Annotated in this window: 10 protein-coding genes; 2 read left to right on the top strand and 8 right to left on the bottom strand. The window is 56.1% G+C overall.

The window, feature by feature from the left end:
* The 7 genes from DXD16_RS09125 to DXD16_RS09095 form a co-directional block, all read right to left on the bottom strand.
* Positions 1-1,458: GH25 family lysozyme (locus tag DXD16_RS09125; RefSeq protein ID WP_304529375.1), on the bottom strand; the 1,458-nt coding region annotated here is incomplete at its 3' end.
* 267 nt (positions 1,459-1,725) lie between these two features.
* Complete coding sequence (locus tag DXD16_RS09120; protein ID WP_117655876.1) at positions 1,726-3,936, bottom strand: N-acetylmuramoyl-L-alanine amidase family protein; 2,211 nt, start codon at positions 3,934-3,936, stop codon at positions 1,726-1,728.
* A gap of 431 nt (positions 3,937-4,367) precedes the next feature.
* The gene (locus tag DXD16_RS09115; RefSeq protein ID WP_117655875.1) at positions 4,368-6,854 is read right to left on the bottom strand and encodes a glycosyltransferase; all 2,487 of its coding nucleotides are present in this window, start codon (positions 6,852-6,854) and stop codon (positions 4,368-4,370) included.
* The gene (locus DXD16_RS09110) at positions 6,855-7,922 is read right to left on the bottom strand and encodes a glycosyltransferase (protein ID WP_117655874.1); all 1,068 of its coding nucleotides are present in this window, start codon (positions 7,920-7,922) and stop codon (positions 6,855-6,857) included.
* Positions 7,923-7,934: 12 nt separating this feature from the next.
* Positions 7,935-9,053, bottom strand: coding sequence for a glycosyltransferase family 2 protein (locus DXD16_RS09105; RefSeq protein WP_158606187.1), 1,119 nt, complete (start codon positions 9,051-9,053; stop codon positions 7,935-7,937).
* Between the two features lie 74 nt (positions 9,054-9,127).
* On the bottom strand, positions 9,128-10,168 hold the full coding sequence (locus DXD16_RS09100) for a glycosyltransferase family 2 protein (RefSeq protein ID WP_117655872.1): 1,041 nt from the start codon (positions 10,166-10,168) through the stop codon (positions 9,128-9,130).
* Between the two features lie 6 nt (positions 10,169-10,174).
* Positions 10,175-11,278 (bottom strand): glycosyltransferase, encoded by a 1,104-nt coding sequence (locus DXD16_RS09095; protein ID WP_117655871.1) that lies wholly within the window; start codon positions 11,276-11,278, stop codon positions 10,175-10,177.
* A gap of 113 nt (positions 11,279-11,391) precedes the next feature.
* Here DXD16_RS09095 and DXD16_RS09090 point away from each other — a divergent pair, with 113 nt between their 5' ends.
* Both DXD16_RS09090 and DXD16_RS09085 read left to right on the top strand, forming a co-directional pair.
* A complete protein-coding gene (locus DXD16_RS09090; RefSeq protein ID WP_158606186.1) occupies positions 11,392-12,507 on the top strand; it encodes an acyltransferase in 1,116 nt (371 codons plus the stop codon).
* A 185-nt stretch (positions 12,508-12,692) separates the two neighbouring features.
* A complete protein-coding gene (locus DXD16_RS09085; protein ID WP_117655869.1) occupies positions 12,693-13,712 on the top strand; it encodes a glycosyltransferase in 1,020 nt (339 codons plus the stop codon).
* Positions 13,713-13,732: 20 nt separating this feature from the next.
* Here DXD16_RS09085 and DXD16_RS09080 read toward each other — a convergent pair whose 3' ends face one another.
* Complete coding sequence (locus tag DXD16_RS09080; protein WP_158606185.1) at positions 13,733-15,532, bottom strand: AAA family ATPase; 1,800 nt, start codon at positions 15,530-15,532, stop codon at positions 13,733-13,735.
* Positions 15,533-15,703 lie beyond the last annotated feature (171 nt).

Genomic DNA, 15,703 nt, shown 5'->3' with positions numbered 1-15,703 from the left:
CCAGTACCACGTACCGTTTAGGTTGAGCCAGCCGGAGGCGAGGGCACCGGAGCCAGTCGCGTAGTACCAGGTCCCGCCGTCGAGGACCCACCCGGTCGCCATGGCGCCGGAGGAGTTGAACCAGTATGCGGAGCCGTTGCACACGTGAAGGCCCGTCACCATGGCGCCGCCCGCGTCGGGGTCGAGCCAGTACCAGGAGCCGCCGGTGTAAAGCCAGCCGGTCGAGGCGATGCCGTTCGCAAACCAGTACCAGGAGCCGTCGACGAGGCCCCATCCGTTAAGGGGGCCGCAGCTGCCGAAGTAGCGGCGGACGCCCTGCGCGTCCGTCTGGTAGCCCGTCAGCATGGCCCCCGTCCGGGCGTCGAAGCAGTAGGGCACGCCGCCGACGGATACGGGGCCGCGCGCCAGCGCGCCGGATCCCGTCGCGTAGTACCAGGTACCGCCGTCGAGGAGCCACCCGGTCGCCATGGCGCCGGACGAATTAAACCAGTACAGGGAGCCGTTGCACTCGTGAAGGCCGGTTGCCATGGCACCGCCCGCGTCGGGCTCGAGCCAGTACCACGTGCCGCTCTGAAACAACCATCCGGCATACGCCTTGCCGTTGGAGGCTGCATAATACCAGGTGCTGTCAATTAGTTGCCAATGATAAAGGGAGACATCAACATACGCGTAGTTCATATCAACGTTGCCGTTGATTCCAAGGACTTTTCCGTTGCTCTTATACTGCCAAAAACTGTAATTGCCGGTATAGTCACATTGCGAGTTATATTGAGCAATCCAATGATCCCAAGAGCTACTCTTAAATACAGAGTCAGTCAAAATGTTGTTAAACCAATTTAAATTTGCATAAATACCAGGCTCATATCCTGCGGCAGAAATCCTATTACAAAAAACCTGCGCCCTCGATGCAATTCCGGTTTGACGTCCATTTGCAATTATCGAGTTATCCTCAAGATCGTAATACACCGGCAATCTTGGATTATGTCCAGAAAGGCAATTGATCACCATTGATGCCTCATCGGCTGCCTGCTGATTATCAAAAGCATATGAATAGATATAGACGCCGTAGGGAATTCCGAGTCGCTCGCACTCAGAAATATTTCGATTAAATTGATAGTCAACTCGACCGCCCCAAGATGGAGCGCCAAATCCAACACGCAGAATAGCGAAATCGATACCAGAAGCCTTAACAGCATTCCAGTCAATACGTCCTTGATGCTCACTGACATCGATGCCCTGCGCCGTAGCCCCATCGGGAAGAATGTCCATGGACAATAAGGCTATTCCATCTTCTTCGGAAGAAGCATCCTCTGCGACCAATTGCCCATCCTCATAACGCCAGGAATTCTCAACTAGGGACCGCGCAGCTTCCGCGTTCGAGGGGAAAACAAACACAGAAATGGGCGCAAGGACCATCAGCACCAACAATGCCGAAAATAACTTAAGATGTTTGCTCATGTAAACCTCGTCATTCGTTCTTGTTTGCGTTTAGCTTACAGCATGGCTGTGAAAGATTTCCGAACATCCAACTGGACAAGATGCCATCTAGGACGACAAATAACTGCACGCAATACCACAATGTAAACAAGAACTTCCCAGCAGGGTGAAACCAAGGACTCCTAGTCCCTACTCTTACCCCCCCCCAAGAATACCGACTTCAAATAAACTTTCAAACTAGATGTCAAAAAGGTAGGGGACCCAGAGAGTCCCCTACAACTCAGAATTCTAACGAATCAATATTACTTTCGATGGACCCAAAGCGGTCAAACCGGAGATGCGGTTTCCATAACCATCACTATGCCAGAACAAATTTTCGCTCGGCGAATTGCCCCAGAAAAAGCCAATGTGGCTATCGTCGGCATATGGGTTGTAAGGATTGAAGAACACAATGTCCCCCTTACGAGCCAAGCCACTGCGCAACAACTCATCAATAGAGTTGAAATAAGTCACGTTCGCGCACGTATCGATAGCGTAGCCGTACCAACGATAAGCGTTAACGCAGCCGCCCCTTCCGGGACCTCCACTCCAAGGGGAATGGCTCTGCTCGGCGGCAATGGGAGCTAAATTACCGCCCGCTTTCATATACGCATGCGATACAAATCCGCCGCAGTTCATACCGGTATACCCATCCCAACGAGGATCACCCTTTGGATACATGCATGTTTCTTGGCTAAGATGCGTATCGTAGGGTGTTCCACGGTAATAGCCATCGTTTTCGTGGCTCATAAGCCAATTGACCAGGCTGGACCTATTAACCCCCAAAACAGAACCAGACGTATTCAACCATGCACCACTTGCATTGAAGTAGTAGTCGACGCCATCGATTTTCAGCCACCCGTTAGCAAACATAGCGCCCGAAGGCTGAAGCCAGTACCACGTGCCGCGGTCATTGAGCCATCCGGTCTTCATCTTGTAGGTGGAAGGATCCATCCAATACCACGCACCGTTAACATATTGCCAACCAGACTTAAGGACACCATTGGAAGATGCGTAATACCAAGTATTGCCGCTTTCGTCAGAAGCGTCTTTCGACATAATCCAACCAGATGCTACATTGACGGCACCGTTTACATCCGCATAGAAAACCGCGTCTCCAATATGAATCACACCTGGCAATGAAGACGAGTCAGCACGATCAGCGACTACGGGAGATCCATCAGATGAAGTAGGCAACGGCTCGCTCAGTGCTCCAGACGATTTCGCCCATGCCATACCGTCGCTCAAGTTAATCCAGCACGAAGATGCCATCGCACCGGAATCATAAGAAAAATAGCGCGTGTTTCCTACCGCGAATTCACCAGTACACATTGCGCCGGATACATCATCAAGGTAATACCAGGCGCTTCCGAACTTTATCCATCGTCCTCGTTGAATAGCTCCATTTGATGCGGCGTAATACCAAGTACCATCAACAAGTGCCCAGCCTGTTGCCATGGCGCCTGAACTCGTAAGGAAATAGGTGGACGACTCCACTTGCATAAAGCCCGTGAGCATAATATGGCTTCCTGGATCCAGGTAATACCAAGAATTCCCTAGAAGTAACCAGCCTCCATGCAGTAAGCCGTTGGAGTCAGCGTAATACCAGTTGTTGTCAATAAGAGCCCACTGGGAGGAGAGCATGGCCCCCGATCCGTTAAAGATATAAGGGGTTCCATTGCATTCATTCAGCCCGGTGGCCATAGAACCATCTGCAGGATCAAGCCAGTACCAACGACCCCCATCCGAGAGCCAACCCTTCACCAGGGCGCCAGAGCCGGAGAAATAGTGCCAAACGGAAGCATCAAGATGCCATCCGATAAGCATCGCGCCAGAAGAAGAGAATCCATACGTGGCTCCCCCGATCTGTAGCATCGAGTCGTGGACCATCTTGCCTTCATCATCCAGCCAATACCAGTTGCTGCCATCTGAAAGCCAGCCTTTTACCATGGCGCCAGAACCGGAGAAATAACGCCAAGCAGAAGTGGAGCCCGTAGAATCTAGGTACCAGCCGACACGCATTGCGCCCGAAGAGGAGAAGGCATACGTCGCACCCCCAACTTGAACCAACCCATCCTGAGCCATTCGACCTTCGTCGTCGAACCAGTACCAGCTACCGTTTATATGTCTCCAAGAAGAAACTGCGATCGTTCCGTCGGACAAGCCCCAACGCCAAAAACCAGCCCCTTCTTCGGGTGATATCCACCCCTGATGCCAAACAATTTGATTCGAAACCTCAGAAGGGGTCTCATTATCCACCTGAGAGTTCTGCTCGACAGCGAAGGTCGAATCGCGCTGAGCATCAATGGCTGACTCAACAGAAGCAATAGCAACGTTAGATGCGGAACCTTCGTCAGTGTTATTCGAATCAAGGGCGTATAACATCGAGGGCGAACTCAAAAGGAGCCCCAAAGAAACAAGGCCGGAAAAGACCAGCACCCCGAATGAGCATTTCTTCATAGCAGCACGGTATCCAATCACGCAGCGACCCCGTCACCCCAGGGCAACGGGGTCTCAATCAAAACTAACCCAGTAATGTGCTAGCCAATTTGCTGGCAGTTTTTTCTCGAAGGTTTTCCATACGGTATCCTCTTCCGATTTGAGGCTCTCTTAAGTTATTCTCAGACTAACAATTCAGTTTTTCAACCGAAAATCTATAAAAGGTGTCTTTGCAGCTGCAATTTAAATATGAGCCACCACACCTCAACCGTTAGGCAAAATAGCTTCTGAGCCAAACTGGGCACATAAGCGAACCAATTTAATACGGCCACCTGTAAAAATCCTGACACACGTTTTCGATATGACAAGAGCCGCTTGAACGAGGAGTACTTGAACCCCTCCGCTCTTGCAGCTCTTGAGGATACTTTGCCGGATCTTGGAATTACTTCGCTCTAAAGCAAGAAGTACTCACTGTCGGAGGATAGGTTCGGCCCGAGCCACGGATCGCCCGTCAAGAAGAACTCAGGCCAGCGCTGCATGAACAGTGCTTGCTCGCGCTTCCAGCGACACATCTTTTCCTCGTTGGCCTCTTCTCTGCCGCGCGAGGTGAACTCGTAGTGGTACAGCTCGGCATAGGGCGTAAAGATGGTGCGGTAGCCCGCCTCCCATGCGCGCAGGCAAAAGTCTGCGTCGTTAAAGCCAACGGCGAATTCCTCGTTGTAGCCGCCGACCCGCTCAAATACGTCGCGTCGGACCATCTGGCAGGCACCCGTTACGGCGCAGAAGTTACCGGGGCGCACAGCGCGGGCAAGATAGCCCTCGCGCTTTGCCGAGAAGTCCTGGTTGGCATGGGCAAGTGCGCCGCGCACGCCAACCACAATGCCAGCGTGCTGCACCAGATGATCGGCAAAGTAGAGTTTGGCACCCACCACGCCCGCTTCGGAACGCTGCAGATAGCCCATCATCTCTTCAATAAAGTCGGGACTAATGACCTCGGTATCGTTGTTGAGCAGCAGCAGATAATCGCCTTTGGCGTGCTCCACGCCAAAGTTAATGATCTGGGAGTAATTGAACTCACCCGGCCAGTACACAACGCGCGCGATGCCCTTGCCTTCGGATGCTGCAGCCACGCGCTCTGGCAGGGTTTCGTAATACGCAAACGTCTCCGGGGCTTCGCTGTTGTTCTCCACCAAGACGATCTCGTAATTGGCATACGTTGCCTTCTGGGCGATCGACATCACACAGGCGTCAAGCGTCTCAATGTGATCCTTGGTGGGAATCACAATGCTCACCAGCGGCGCAGGCTCCGGCAGCGCATAGCGCATGCGGTAGACAAACGGCGTCTCGGTATCCTCAACCGTTCCGCAAATGCCCAGCGCGTTAAAGTGGCGCTGCAGCGCAAGACGACCGGCTTCAATAGCATACGGCTTGCTATCGGCAGAGCCATCGGCGGTCGATCCCGGATGCACGCGCCAGTGATACAGCACATGCGCAACATGCTCAAACCGCGCGTCCGCCGAAAGGCAGCGAAGCGTCAAGTCGTAGTCCTGGGCACCCGCAACGTCTTCCGGGGACGTGCCAATACGATCGATGAGCGCCTTCTCCACCATCAGGAAATGCGTCACGCAGTTATGGCTATAGAGCAGGTCGACGTTGAGCTTAGTCTTAAAGACAGGCTGGCCCCACTCCCCCGTTTTCTGGAACATGTCCTCGTCGCAGAACAGGACCTGGGGACGCTCGCCCTCGGCAGCCTTGTTCAACGCGGCAACATAGTGGAATAACGCGTCCGGTTCCAGGATGTCATCATGGTCCAAGAACGCGATGTAGTCGCCCGTCGCTTGCTCAATACCAGCGTTGGTGTTGACCACAATGCCGCCGTTGCCGGGAAGCTCGATGCGACGGATGCGCTCGTCATTGGCATCCGCCGCAAGATTGGCCACCGCATCCCATTCAGGCGAGGCATCCATAAGGAGCAGTTCCCAGTTGTCATAGCTCTGGGCTAGCACCGAGTCCAGCAGCTCGCGCAGGTAGACCCGATCAGTCTTGTAGCACGGCACCACAATGCTCACGAGCGGCCTATAGGCAAAGGCCGCCGAAGCGACACGCTGGCACGCCATATCGCCCGGCTTTGCGCGATGTTGCTCAAACCAACGTCGATAAGCTGCGTCGTCTGCACGCGCATCCTTCATGCGGTTCCAGCTGTCGTCAACCATGCCGTTGTACAGGCGACCATCCATGGCGCAAAAACCGCTCTGGATTAGGCCCGTGGGATCGCTCACAATCGCGACAAAATCTCGTATATCCCGAGGCATCTCTACGCTCAGATACGTTTTATTGACATGGCATCCGTTCTGCTGCGGCACATCGAACTGCGATTCAAACACATGCACGGTGGCATCGATGGCGTTCATATGCGTATCGAAGATCAGGAGCTCAGGTGCGCACTGGGGGTCTCCCGCCCAGGTAACCTCATAGCGCCACACCGCGCCGGCGTCTGCCGGCAAATAGCGAATGGCATCGATCTCGTAGAGGCCGCAGTGTTCGCCACGCTGCGCATCGCGGATAAGCGCACACAGCGCAGGCTTAGCTTTGTAGTTAATCTTGGATTCCAGCTTGGCCACGCGGCTATCGAGGCGAATGGAGCCCAACCTTTGGTCACCGGATGCAAATGTGACGTCAATCGTAGAGCCGTCCAGAAAGGGAAGCACCAAGACGGCGAGCTCGCGCTCGTAATCGGAAACGGAAGGGCAAAGCGCCAGTACACGGCCATGATCGACCGGGAGCACCAGCGACGGCACAGAAGAACCGCTCGTCGTCGCATGGGCAAACGCTTGAGAACCCTCCCGCTCAATAAGCGCGGCGACATCCTGACCGGCAAAACGAAGCAGCACAAACAGACGGCCCTGACTGCGGCAAAGTGCCAAACGCTTGATACTCATCTACACTTCTCGCTTTCCCAGGGCGTTCGCTGCCATGCGCTTGCAGGCACCCAGACGCCCAAACCTCAAGACGTCGTAATCGAACATGAGCTTTTTGCACTCACGGGCATTGGGGGCCTTGCTGGTAAGCGCCGCACGCACCATAGCGGCAACAGAAGGAGCGCATTGTGCGAGCGCAGCATCGCTGCCCACGGCAGAACCGGCAAGCGCCGTGGCAACGGCGGCAAACACCTTGCCGCAGTCCGAACCCAGCAACCTGAGGGCATCGTACAGCACCAGATCGCAGAGGAAGTACGCCAGGTCCTCGGCATGCTGTACATCGAGACCGTCGCGCTGCCAGTCAGCCATCACCGCGGAGTAAATCTTCACGTGCTCCAGCAGTCGCGTCTCGTCGTCATAGCGCATAGTGTCCATAAGCGAGCCCTTGCGCGCGACACGATAGTCATACAGCTTGTTCGAGATAAGCGCGGTCTTACGCGAACGACCGTACACGGCAAAATCGAAGACCTGGTCCTCGCCATACTTGACGGTTTCGTCGAACACGATCCCGTTACCCAGCAAAAACTCACGCTTGCAGGCGGTGCGCCATGCAAAGGGGCGAGATGCTTCCTTAAACAGCAGGTCAGAGCTATAGCCTTCAAACGACACATCGCGCGGGCTCAGCACATAGTTAAGCCACGGATACCCTGCCTCGAGCGGATACGGATTCGCGCCAAAGGTCAACACGTCGCAATCCTCGCGCTCAAAGACATCGACGATCACACGGCACGCATCGGGCGTAAACCGGTCGTCGGAATCCAAAAACGCGACGATAGGCGCCGTGGACGCGGCGATGCCTGCATTACGCGCACTCGACAGGCCGCCGTTCTCCTTATCGACCAGCGCAAAGCGCGAGTCCTTTTCGCAATAGGCAGCCGCAATATCGCGCGAACCGTCCGGCGATCCATCGTTGACTAACACGCCTTCCCAATCGGGCATGTCCTGCGCAAGCAGGGAGTCCAGGCACCAGGCCAGGCACTCCTCAACTTTGTAGATGGGAACGACAACGGAAATCTTGGGGGTAGCCATAATCACTCGCTCCTACTGTGCGACCGGAACGTCATCGGGGTGCGGATTATCACCGTAGGTGCGCTGATACGTCAGCACGCGCCAGACCAGCGGCAGCCCGCCAATCTTAAAGTAGTGCTTAAACGTATTGATCTTGCCCGGCGTCTTAAAGTCAAAGCGCGAATCGATATAGGCGCGGGGCGATTTGACCATCAGGCGCAAGTCGGTCTCGCCACGCGGATCAAACAGCGACAGGTCAAAGCGACCGGCATCCCAATCGGACTTGAGCTCGGGAGAGGCCTTCTCCCAAAACTGCTCGCGCAACTCATCGACCAGGCGCTCATCATTCCAGCGGTACGTATCGACCTTCATGCGCATTAAAATGCCCTGGAGCTGAGCCTTGAGCTCGGGACGCTCGTCCAAAAAACGTTGCATCTCGGCATATTCATCGCAAACGCAAAACACCTTGTTGGGCGAATTAACGGAGCTCTTCTCGTTATCCTGGCGATAGCACAAAATGGGGTCCGCGATAAACGCGGCACGCTCGGCGCATGCCCAGACCTTAAAGTTAAAACCCGCATCCTGATACGAAGCACCCGGCGTGGGAAGGAACCGAATCTGATTGTCGTTGAGGAACTCGCGCCGATAGATAGCCGACCAAATGGAAGGTTTGCGGTAGAAGATGCCCGGGCGATCGACGGGGCGATACGCGGCGCCCGTCATATGCTCGTCGACAATCCCAAACAGCTCACGGCGCTCGCCGGGCGTGGACCAATACAAGTAAAAGTCGCCCTTTACCACATCGGCATGTTCAGCATCGGCCTTGGCGACCAGCTTTTGGAGCGAATCCTCAAACATAAAGTCATCGGACTCAAGGATGCCCACGTACTCGCCGCGCGCCATCTCCAGGCCGCGGTTCATCGAGTCGCCGTAGCCGCTGTTGGCTTTGTCGATCATCTTTACACGAGAGTCGCGCTCCATGTACTCGCGGATGATATCCGGCGAGCTATCGGTGGAGCCGTCGTTGATACAGATGATCTCGATGTCCTTGAGCGTCTGAGCCACGGCGGAATCGAGGCACTCGCGCAGGTAGCGTTCGACATTGCAGATGGGGACAAGCAGCGAAACTTTAGGGGTATCAGAGTTCTGCAAGAGAACCTCCTGTTGAATAGCGTGTAACAGGGTTATTTTAGCAGCCGAGTTGCGGCGGGCGGCAGCGCTTGGAATTAGAGAAAGCGCTCCAGGCAGGCTTTGAGACCGCGAGTCGAAAGATAGAACAGCGTGGCGTCTGCCATCGAAACGCCCGAGGTCGTCGCAACGAACTTGTGGGCAACACGGCAAACGGCGCCCTTGGCAGGCATATCCGTCCACTCCGTTCCCAAAAACGTCGTAAGGTCCATGTTGACGCGAGCCGCCACGCGATGGAAGTCATCGGCATCCAAGCGCGCCAGGTCGAACACAATGAGGTCTAAAAACCAAGTTATCAGCTCGCCGGGGCACAGGTCCAAAAGACCGTAGGCCGCCCAGTCCTCCAAGACCTCCTCGAGCATCCTCATGTGGGCGTCAAGCTTTTTGGCACGAGCCTCGGCACTGTTGAACTCGTGCGTCGCCGATTCGCTCTCCATCACGTAGTGGTAGAACTTGTCCGGCATGACGACGGTCTTGCGGGCAAGCGCATAAGCCGCAAATTGGAAGACGACGTCCTCGCCCAAAGCCAAACCGGGGGCGAAGCGAATGCCTTCGCGATTAAGCAGCTCGCGCGAAAAAGCCGCACGGCAGGCATAGGGCTGCGCATTCGAATGGAACAGCAGTTGGGAATCACGGGCGCCGAAGGTACCAGCTTTGGGGCTCATGAGTTGCTGGACGCGTTTGGGGGCAGCATCGGCAGGTTCACAGACGCCCCCAAAAACGGCAGCCTCGGCATCTGCAGACTCCATGGCATGCAGCACACGCTCGACCGTCTGGGGATCGATGTAATCGTCGGCGTCCACAAAAAAGACGGTCTCGCCCTCGGCGGCATCGATACCGGCATTTCGAGCACACGAGACACCCGCGTTTTCCTGGTCAATCACCAGTACGCGATCGTCGGCCTGCGCGATCTGGCGCAACACGTTCAACGAATCATCAGTCGAACCGTCGTTGACGCAGACAACCTGAATCGAGCGCTCGGACTGGGCCAACAGCGAATCAACGCATCGCTGAATGGAACACGCAGAGTTGTAAACGGGGACGACAATGGTAGCTTTAGGACACGAGACCTCTCCCATGCCGACCTACCCCCTCAGCGATTCGATGAGGAAGGCGGCAACCACGCCTGGGCCTCCAACCGAGGCGTAATACTTAGCACGCCCCAAGGCGCCATCCGTCGCAAAACTCGGATGCTCGTCAACCCAGCCCTCAGGATCTTTGAGAATGGCAGCGAGATTCGCGCGCTTCCACGGCTTGAGGTCGTCAAGCGAAAACTCCCCCGCGTCCAAGGCCGCCTGAAATTCCTTAGCCATCTGCACCAGGAACTCCTTATAGAACTTAGGCGCTAGGCGCACATAGTTCCACATGTACGAATCGTACTTAATGAGTTGATTGAACTTGAGCATGCGCGCGACGTCATCACTTGCGTGGTCGCGGGCATAATCCTCTCGAATCCAACGCTCAATCTCGGCATACTCGGTATTGACGCAAAAGACCTTAGCCGAAGAATTGACCGAGGAATTCTCGTTGTCCTGGCGATACGACAACACGGCATCATGCAGGTAAACAGCCTTATCGGCGCACGCGATCACCTTAAAGGCGAATGACGTGTCCTGAAAGGATGCCCCCGGAGTCGGCAGGAACTTAATGCCGTTGCGCTCAAGAAAATCGCGACGGTACACGGCCGACCAAATCGACGGCTTTTGCTTAAAGAACTGCGTCGTATCGCTCGGGTGCACTGGCTTGCCACAATCCTGAGGTCTAAACATCTCGTGCAGCGAACGGCGTTCCTCGGGCTTAGACCAGTAGAAATCAAAGTTCGCCTTCGCAAAGTCGGCATTATTGCTATCGGCGGCCGAGACAAGCTTTTCGAGTGCGTCGGGCGCCATAAAGTCATCGGACTCCAAGATGCCAACGTACTTGCCACGCGCCATCTCCAGACCGTGGTTCATCGAGTCGCCGTAGCCGCTGTTGGCCTTGTCGATCATCTTGACGCGCCCATCGCGCTCCATATACTCGCGGATAATCGCCGGCGAGTTGTCGGTCGACCCGTCGTTAATGCAGATGATCTCAATATCCTTGAGCGTCTGCGCCAGGGCGGAATCGAGACACTCGCGCAGGTAGCGTTGAACATTGTAAATGGGAATAAGCAGCGATAGAACAGGGCTGCCAGAGGCGTTAGTAGACAAATGTGCTCCTTAGGAAATACCTGTCGTTTCATGGTATCAAAGGGTCAGCGCGCCAGCCGGCGTTTATATAATCTATGGAGCTCGCAGAGGAAAAACCGATACGAAAGGACGTCATGCAGCCCAAAGCCGCGCGCAACATACCCATCGAAGCGCTGCGTTTGGTCGCGGTCGCCGGCATCGCGGTGTTTCACACCTTTCAGTGGACCTTCCAAGCGACCTGCGTCGGCTTGCCGGAATACGCGCCGCTTGCCGCCTTCCCCCATTCCGGCGTGCTCGGTTTTATTAACCTGCTGGGCTGCTGGGCCAACGAGGTCTTCTTTATGATCTCGGGCTATTTTCTCATCGCCTCAGCCGCGCGTGCTTGGGACGGTGGGGCAACGTGGAAGTCGCAAATGCAACGGACGGCGCAGCGCCTAGGCAAGGTTGTTATGCCCGCTGCGTTTTATTGTGTCGTGGCGCTCTCGTGGTCCACGGTCGTCTCCCCCATTCCCGATGTTACCCTCAGCACGCACTACTGGTACACGCTAGGCCTTGAGTTTATCTGGGTCTATGCCGCCACGGTCTTCATGGCGCCATGGTTTGGACTGGCTAAGAGTCGACTCTCCCAGAAGAGCTACACGACGACGGTCATCGCCGTTGGCATCCTCGCATTTGTTGTTAACGGGTATATAGCCGCCATGAGTACGACAAGCGCCGGCGAGTTTTCTTGGCTCCAGAAGCTCATGAGCGCTGCCACGTACGTAATCGCGTTTTTGATCGGCGGTCTGCTCCGCGACGTTACCGATGTCATGGATTCGGACAGGGCGGGCGCCTTGGGCATGCGGTCGCTCGCTGCGATTTTGGCGCTCGCCACCATCCTGGAAGGAGCACTCTCCTTCACCGGCAACCTCACGGCGATGGCAGTCCTCTCCTACAAATCGACCTCGTTGATCTCGTTTGCCCTCGCTGCAGCCTCCCTGCTCTTTGCGGCTACCCGACGCAGGGCCTTAGGCAATCCGCGGAATGCAGGTGTCATCGTCACCTTATCGACCGCCACGCTCGGTTTCTATGTGATGCAGTCGCTCACCAGTAGCCTGTGGCGTCCCGTCTTCAACACCCTGCTCGCAAACATACTGGTCAGCCAAAACAGCCCGGCAGCTATATGTATCGTCACGGGTACCGTCATTAGCATCGTCTTTGCTCTGGCGCTTCTCATCATCGATGCAGCTAGAAGCCTTATCGCTCGCTAGCTCAAGCGGCAATAGACACGCTGCCGTCAGACGCCAAAGCCGCTACACCCGTGGCAGGTTCCTGCGTTTTATTCAAAGCTTGCCGACAAGGTGCGGTGAGCCTTTACAATAGAACAGTCCCAAGGACGTATTCGATAGCTTCCGCGCAGCGCTCGCCCGCCGCGCGTGAAAGGATATATTGCCCCATGCCTTCAACCCTTCCCGCTCCCATCGATAAGCTCGCCATCGTTGTCGTTACGTACAAGCGCCAGGAACTCCTGGCCAACCTGTTCGACTCCATGACCGAGCTCACGGCAACGCCCTGGCGCATCGTGATTGTCGATAACGAGAATTCGCGCGAGACCGAGGCCATGTGCACCGCATTCAACGAGCGCCTGGCCAGCCTGTGGGGCATCGACACCGAGCAGCCCGACGCGCAGGGCGGCACCGACCGTGTCATCTACGCCCCGCAGCTCGAAAACGGCGGCGGTGCGGGCGGCTTCTCCGCTGGCACTAAATGCGCTTACGACCTGGGCGCCCAGTGGTTCTGGGTGATGGACGACGACGTGCTCGTCATCCCCGAAGGCATCGAGCGTCTTGCCAAGTGGACCGACCGCTACGATGTCATCCAGGGTTCGCGCCTGGACTTTGACGGCGGCGCTTTCTTTTGGCAGTACCAGCTCATCCTTTCGCTCGGCATCCCTAACCCCATCGCCAAGTGGGACTTGGGGCCCGAGGGCTACCGCACCATGAACCAACTGTGCTTTGAGGGCGGCATGTTCTCGCGCCGCGTGGTCGACAAGATTGGCCTGCCCGACGCGCGCTTCTTTATCTACGGCGACGATGCCTGCTACGGCTACGTGGCCAGCCAGCACTTCCCCGCCGCCGTGGTTGCCGACGTGGTGCTCAAGCGCGCCCGCGCCGTCTCCAACTGGGATATCGCCGGCAAACGACAGCTCAACTCCACGAGCGACACCAACCGCTACTACATCATGCGCAACCGAGGCTTCCTCGCTCGCTATATGCAGATCTACGGTGACTACCACCCCATGCTGTTCCGTCTGGGCAATGCCGCGACCTTCTGCAAGGAGTTCATTCGTCTGGCAGCAGTCGACAAATGCTTTAAGACCGGCATTCCGGCGCTGCGCCGCGGCATGAAGGACGCCCGCAAGATCGTTAAGGATCCCAACTGGAAGCCCATGCCGCCCCTGAAGGACGCCGAGTAGTAAAGGGCTTTCGCCCGCCGCTACAGTCGTTGACACACCACGGACACACGCTGACCGTCAAAGCCAAAGCCCCAACGCATGCGCCCGACGGCGGGGCGCGGCACGCGGATATCATCGATGCCGTCGCGCTCTATGTCGAGCAGCGCCTGAACCGCCAACAGTTCCAGGCCCAGGGCATCGACGCCAGGGTCGTACAACATGTTGACCGTAATGAGCGGTCGCTCATCGAGCATGCCGAGCGTGTCGGCCACGTCAAACACCCGACCGGTGGGAATCACCTGGATATCCCAGCGATCCGAGACGCCACTTCGCTTGGAGCTGGGATTGCAATAGCCGGGCAGTCCAAAGCAGAGCCCCTGAAGCGCCAGATGATAGGCTGTCGGCATATCTGATTGCCCCACATCGATGCCCAGATCGCCGATAGCACAGCTCAAAGCTTGCTTTACGGTGTCCTCGTCTCCTCGACACAGCCCGTCATGGAACGAGTCGATAACTCCAACGTCCTCAACGGCGCACTCAAACCATTCCAGAATTACAAGACGGAGCGCCTGACGCACTTCGTTATTAGGCAGACGCAGGGAACGAAGGCACGCGCCGTCCTCCGAATGCCCCGTCATATCCGTCGTAAGAAATCCAGACAGATACAGCGCAGTCCAGATATCTTCGGGCTTGGCGGCATCGACCTCCTCGGCATGCATATGCACTGGCGCCTCAATAAACCCATGCGGCTCAACCAAATCGAACAATGTGGACAGGCGAATGAGATTCCAGTCGCCGACGCATGCGCCCAGACGGTCGGCGTAACAATACAGATCCGCCCGAACGGGCGCGACGCAATCGCGATGTGCGTAGTCCACCACGCGCTCCGGGCTCGAGCAATAAAAACCACCAAACAGATAGCCCTCGAGCCACTCACGCGCGTCATCCAGACAGCCGTTGCGACCGATGCAATCCAACAGCACTTGGACTTCGTCGTCCGAAAAACCGAACCATCGATCACACCAACTCGACAACGCTGTCGCCGACCGATAGGAAACCCCACGTTGGGACAACGCAAACTCGGCATGACCGGGGCGTTCGCACATCAGACACGTCAATCGCAACGAGTCGCCGGCATCGGCAATGGTGTCGAACAACATTCGGCTGAGCGACTCTAGGGAATCCACGCTACCGTCGTCCTTAGCGTCCAAACGCTTTGGACATACCGCGTCGTAGTCGTCTATCAGAAGAACAACCTGCTCATCGAAAGCTGCCTGGAGCAGCTTGATAAGCACGCCAAGCGCCGCATCGATCTCCTTATCGCTGGCCACCCCACGCGCCGCCCTCTCGATAAGACGGACCTCACGTCTTGACAGATCAGGTGCGGCAAGCAGCGGCAGCAATCGGGCGCACTCGTTCGCGACAGCGCTGCGAATAGCCGCCGCAGCATCGGCGTCGCGCCTCGCAGCGGCAGCTGTAAAGTCGAGCATGATGACCGGATAACTCGCGTACTCATCACGATAGCGACCACCGTCCGCCTGCCAAATCTGGGTGCCGACGAACGGGCTTCGATCCGGCCGCCGGTGATCAGGTCGTTCCAAATAGCATTTGAGCATCGATAGATTCATGCTCTTGCCAAAACCCTTGGGCCGACAACAAATCGCAACAGGTGCTTCGCTGTCCAATATATCGGCAATAAACATAGTCTTATCGACGAGTAAACACCGATTGATTGCATCGGAAAAGTCGTGTACATCAACCGGCAGAGCTGCGTTATCCGCATGATTGAGCAACCGTGCGCCAAACGCATGAGCAACACCATAATTCGCCTGTTCAGACACCGTAAACTCTCCTTCTAACGCAGCACGATGCCCATTGTAGCGAGCGGGTAGAGCGCAACAATATCGACATGCAAACGTTTCGGGCAACGGTAGCAACAGACCCCCGAGGGGGCATAACAAATCGTTGCACAATCAAAACCACCCCTAAAAGGGGTGGTTTGCTCTTAGGGT

Source organism: Collinsella sp. TF11-5AC (assembly GCF_003436775.1).
In the GTDB taxonomy this organism is placed as follows: Bacteria; Actinomycetota; Coriobacteriia; order Coriobacteriales; family Coriobacteriaceae; genus Collinsella.
This window is presented reverse-complemented; position numbering and strand designations above follow the sequence as displayed.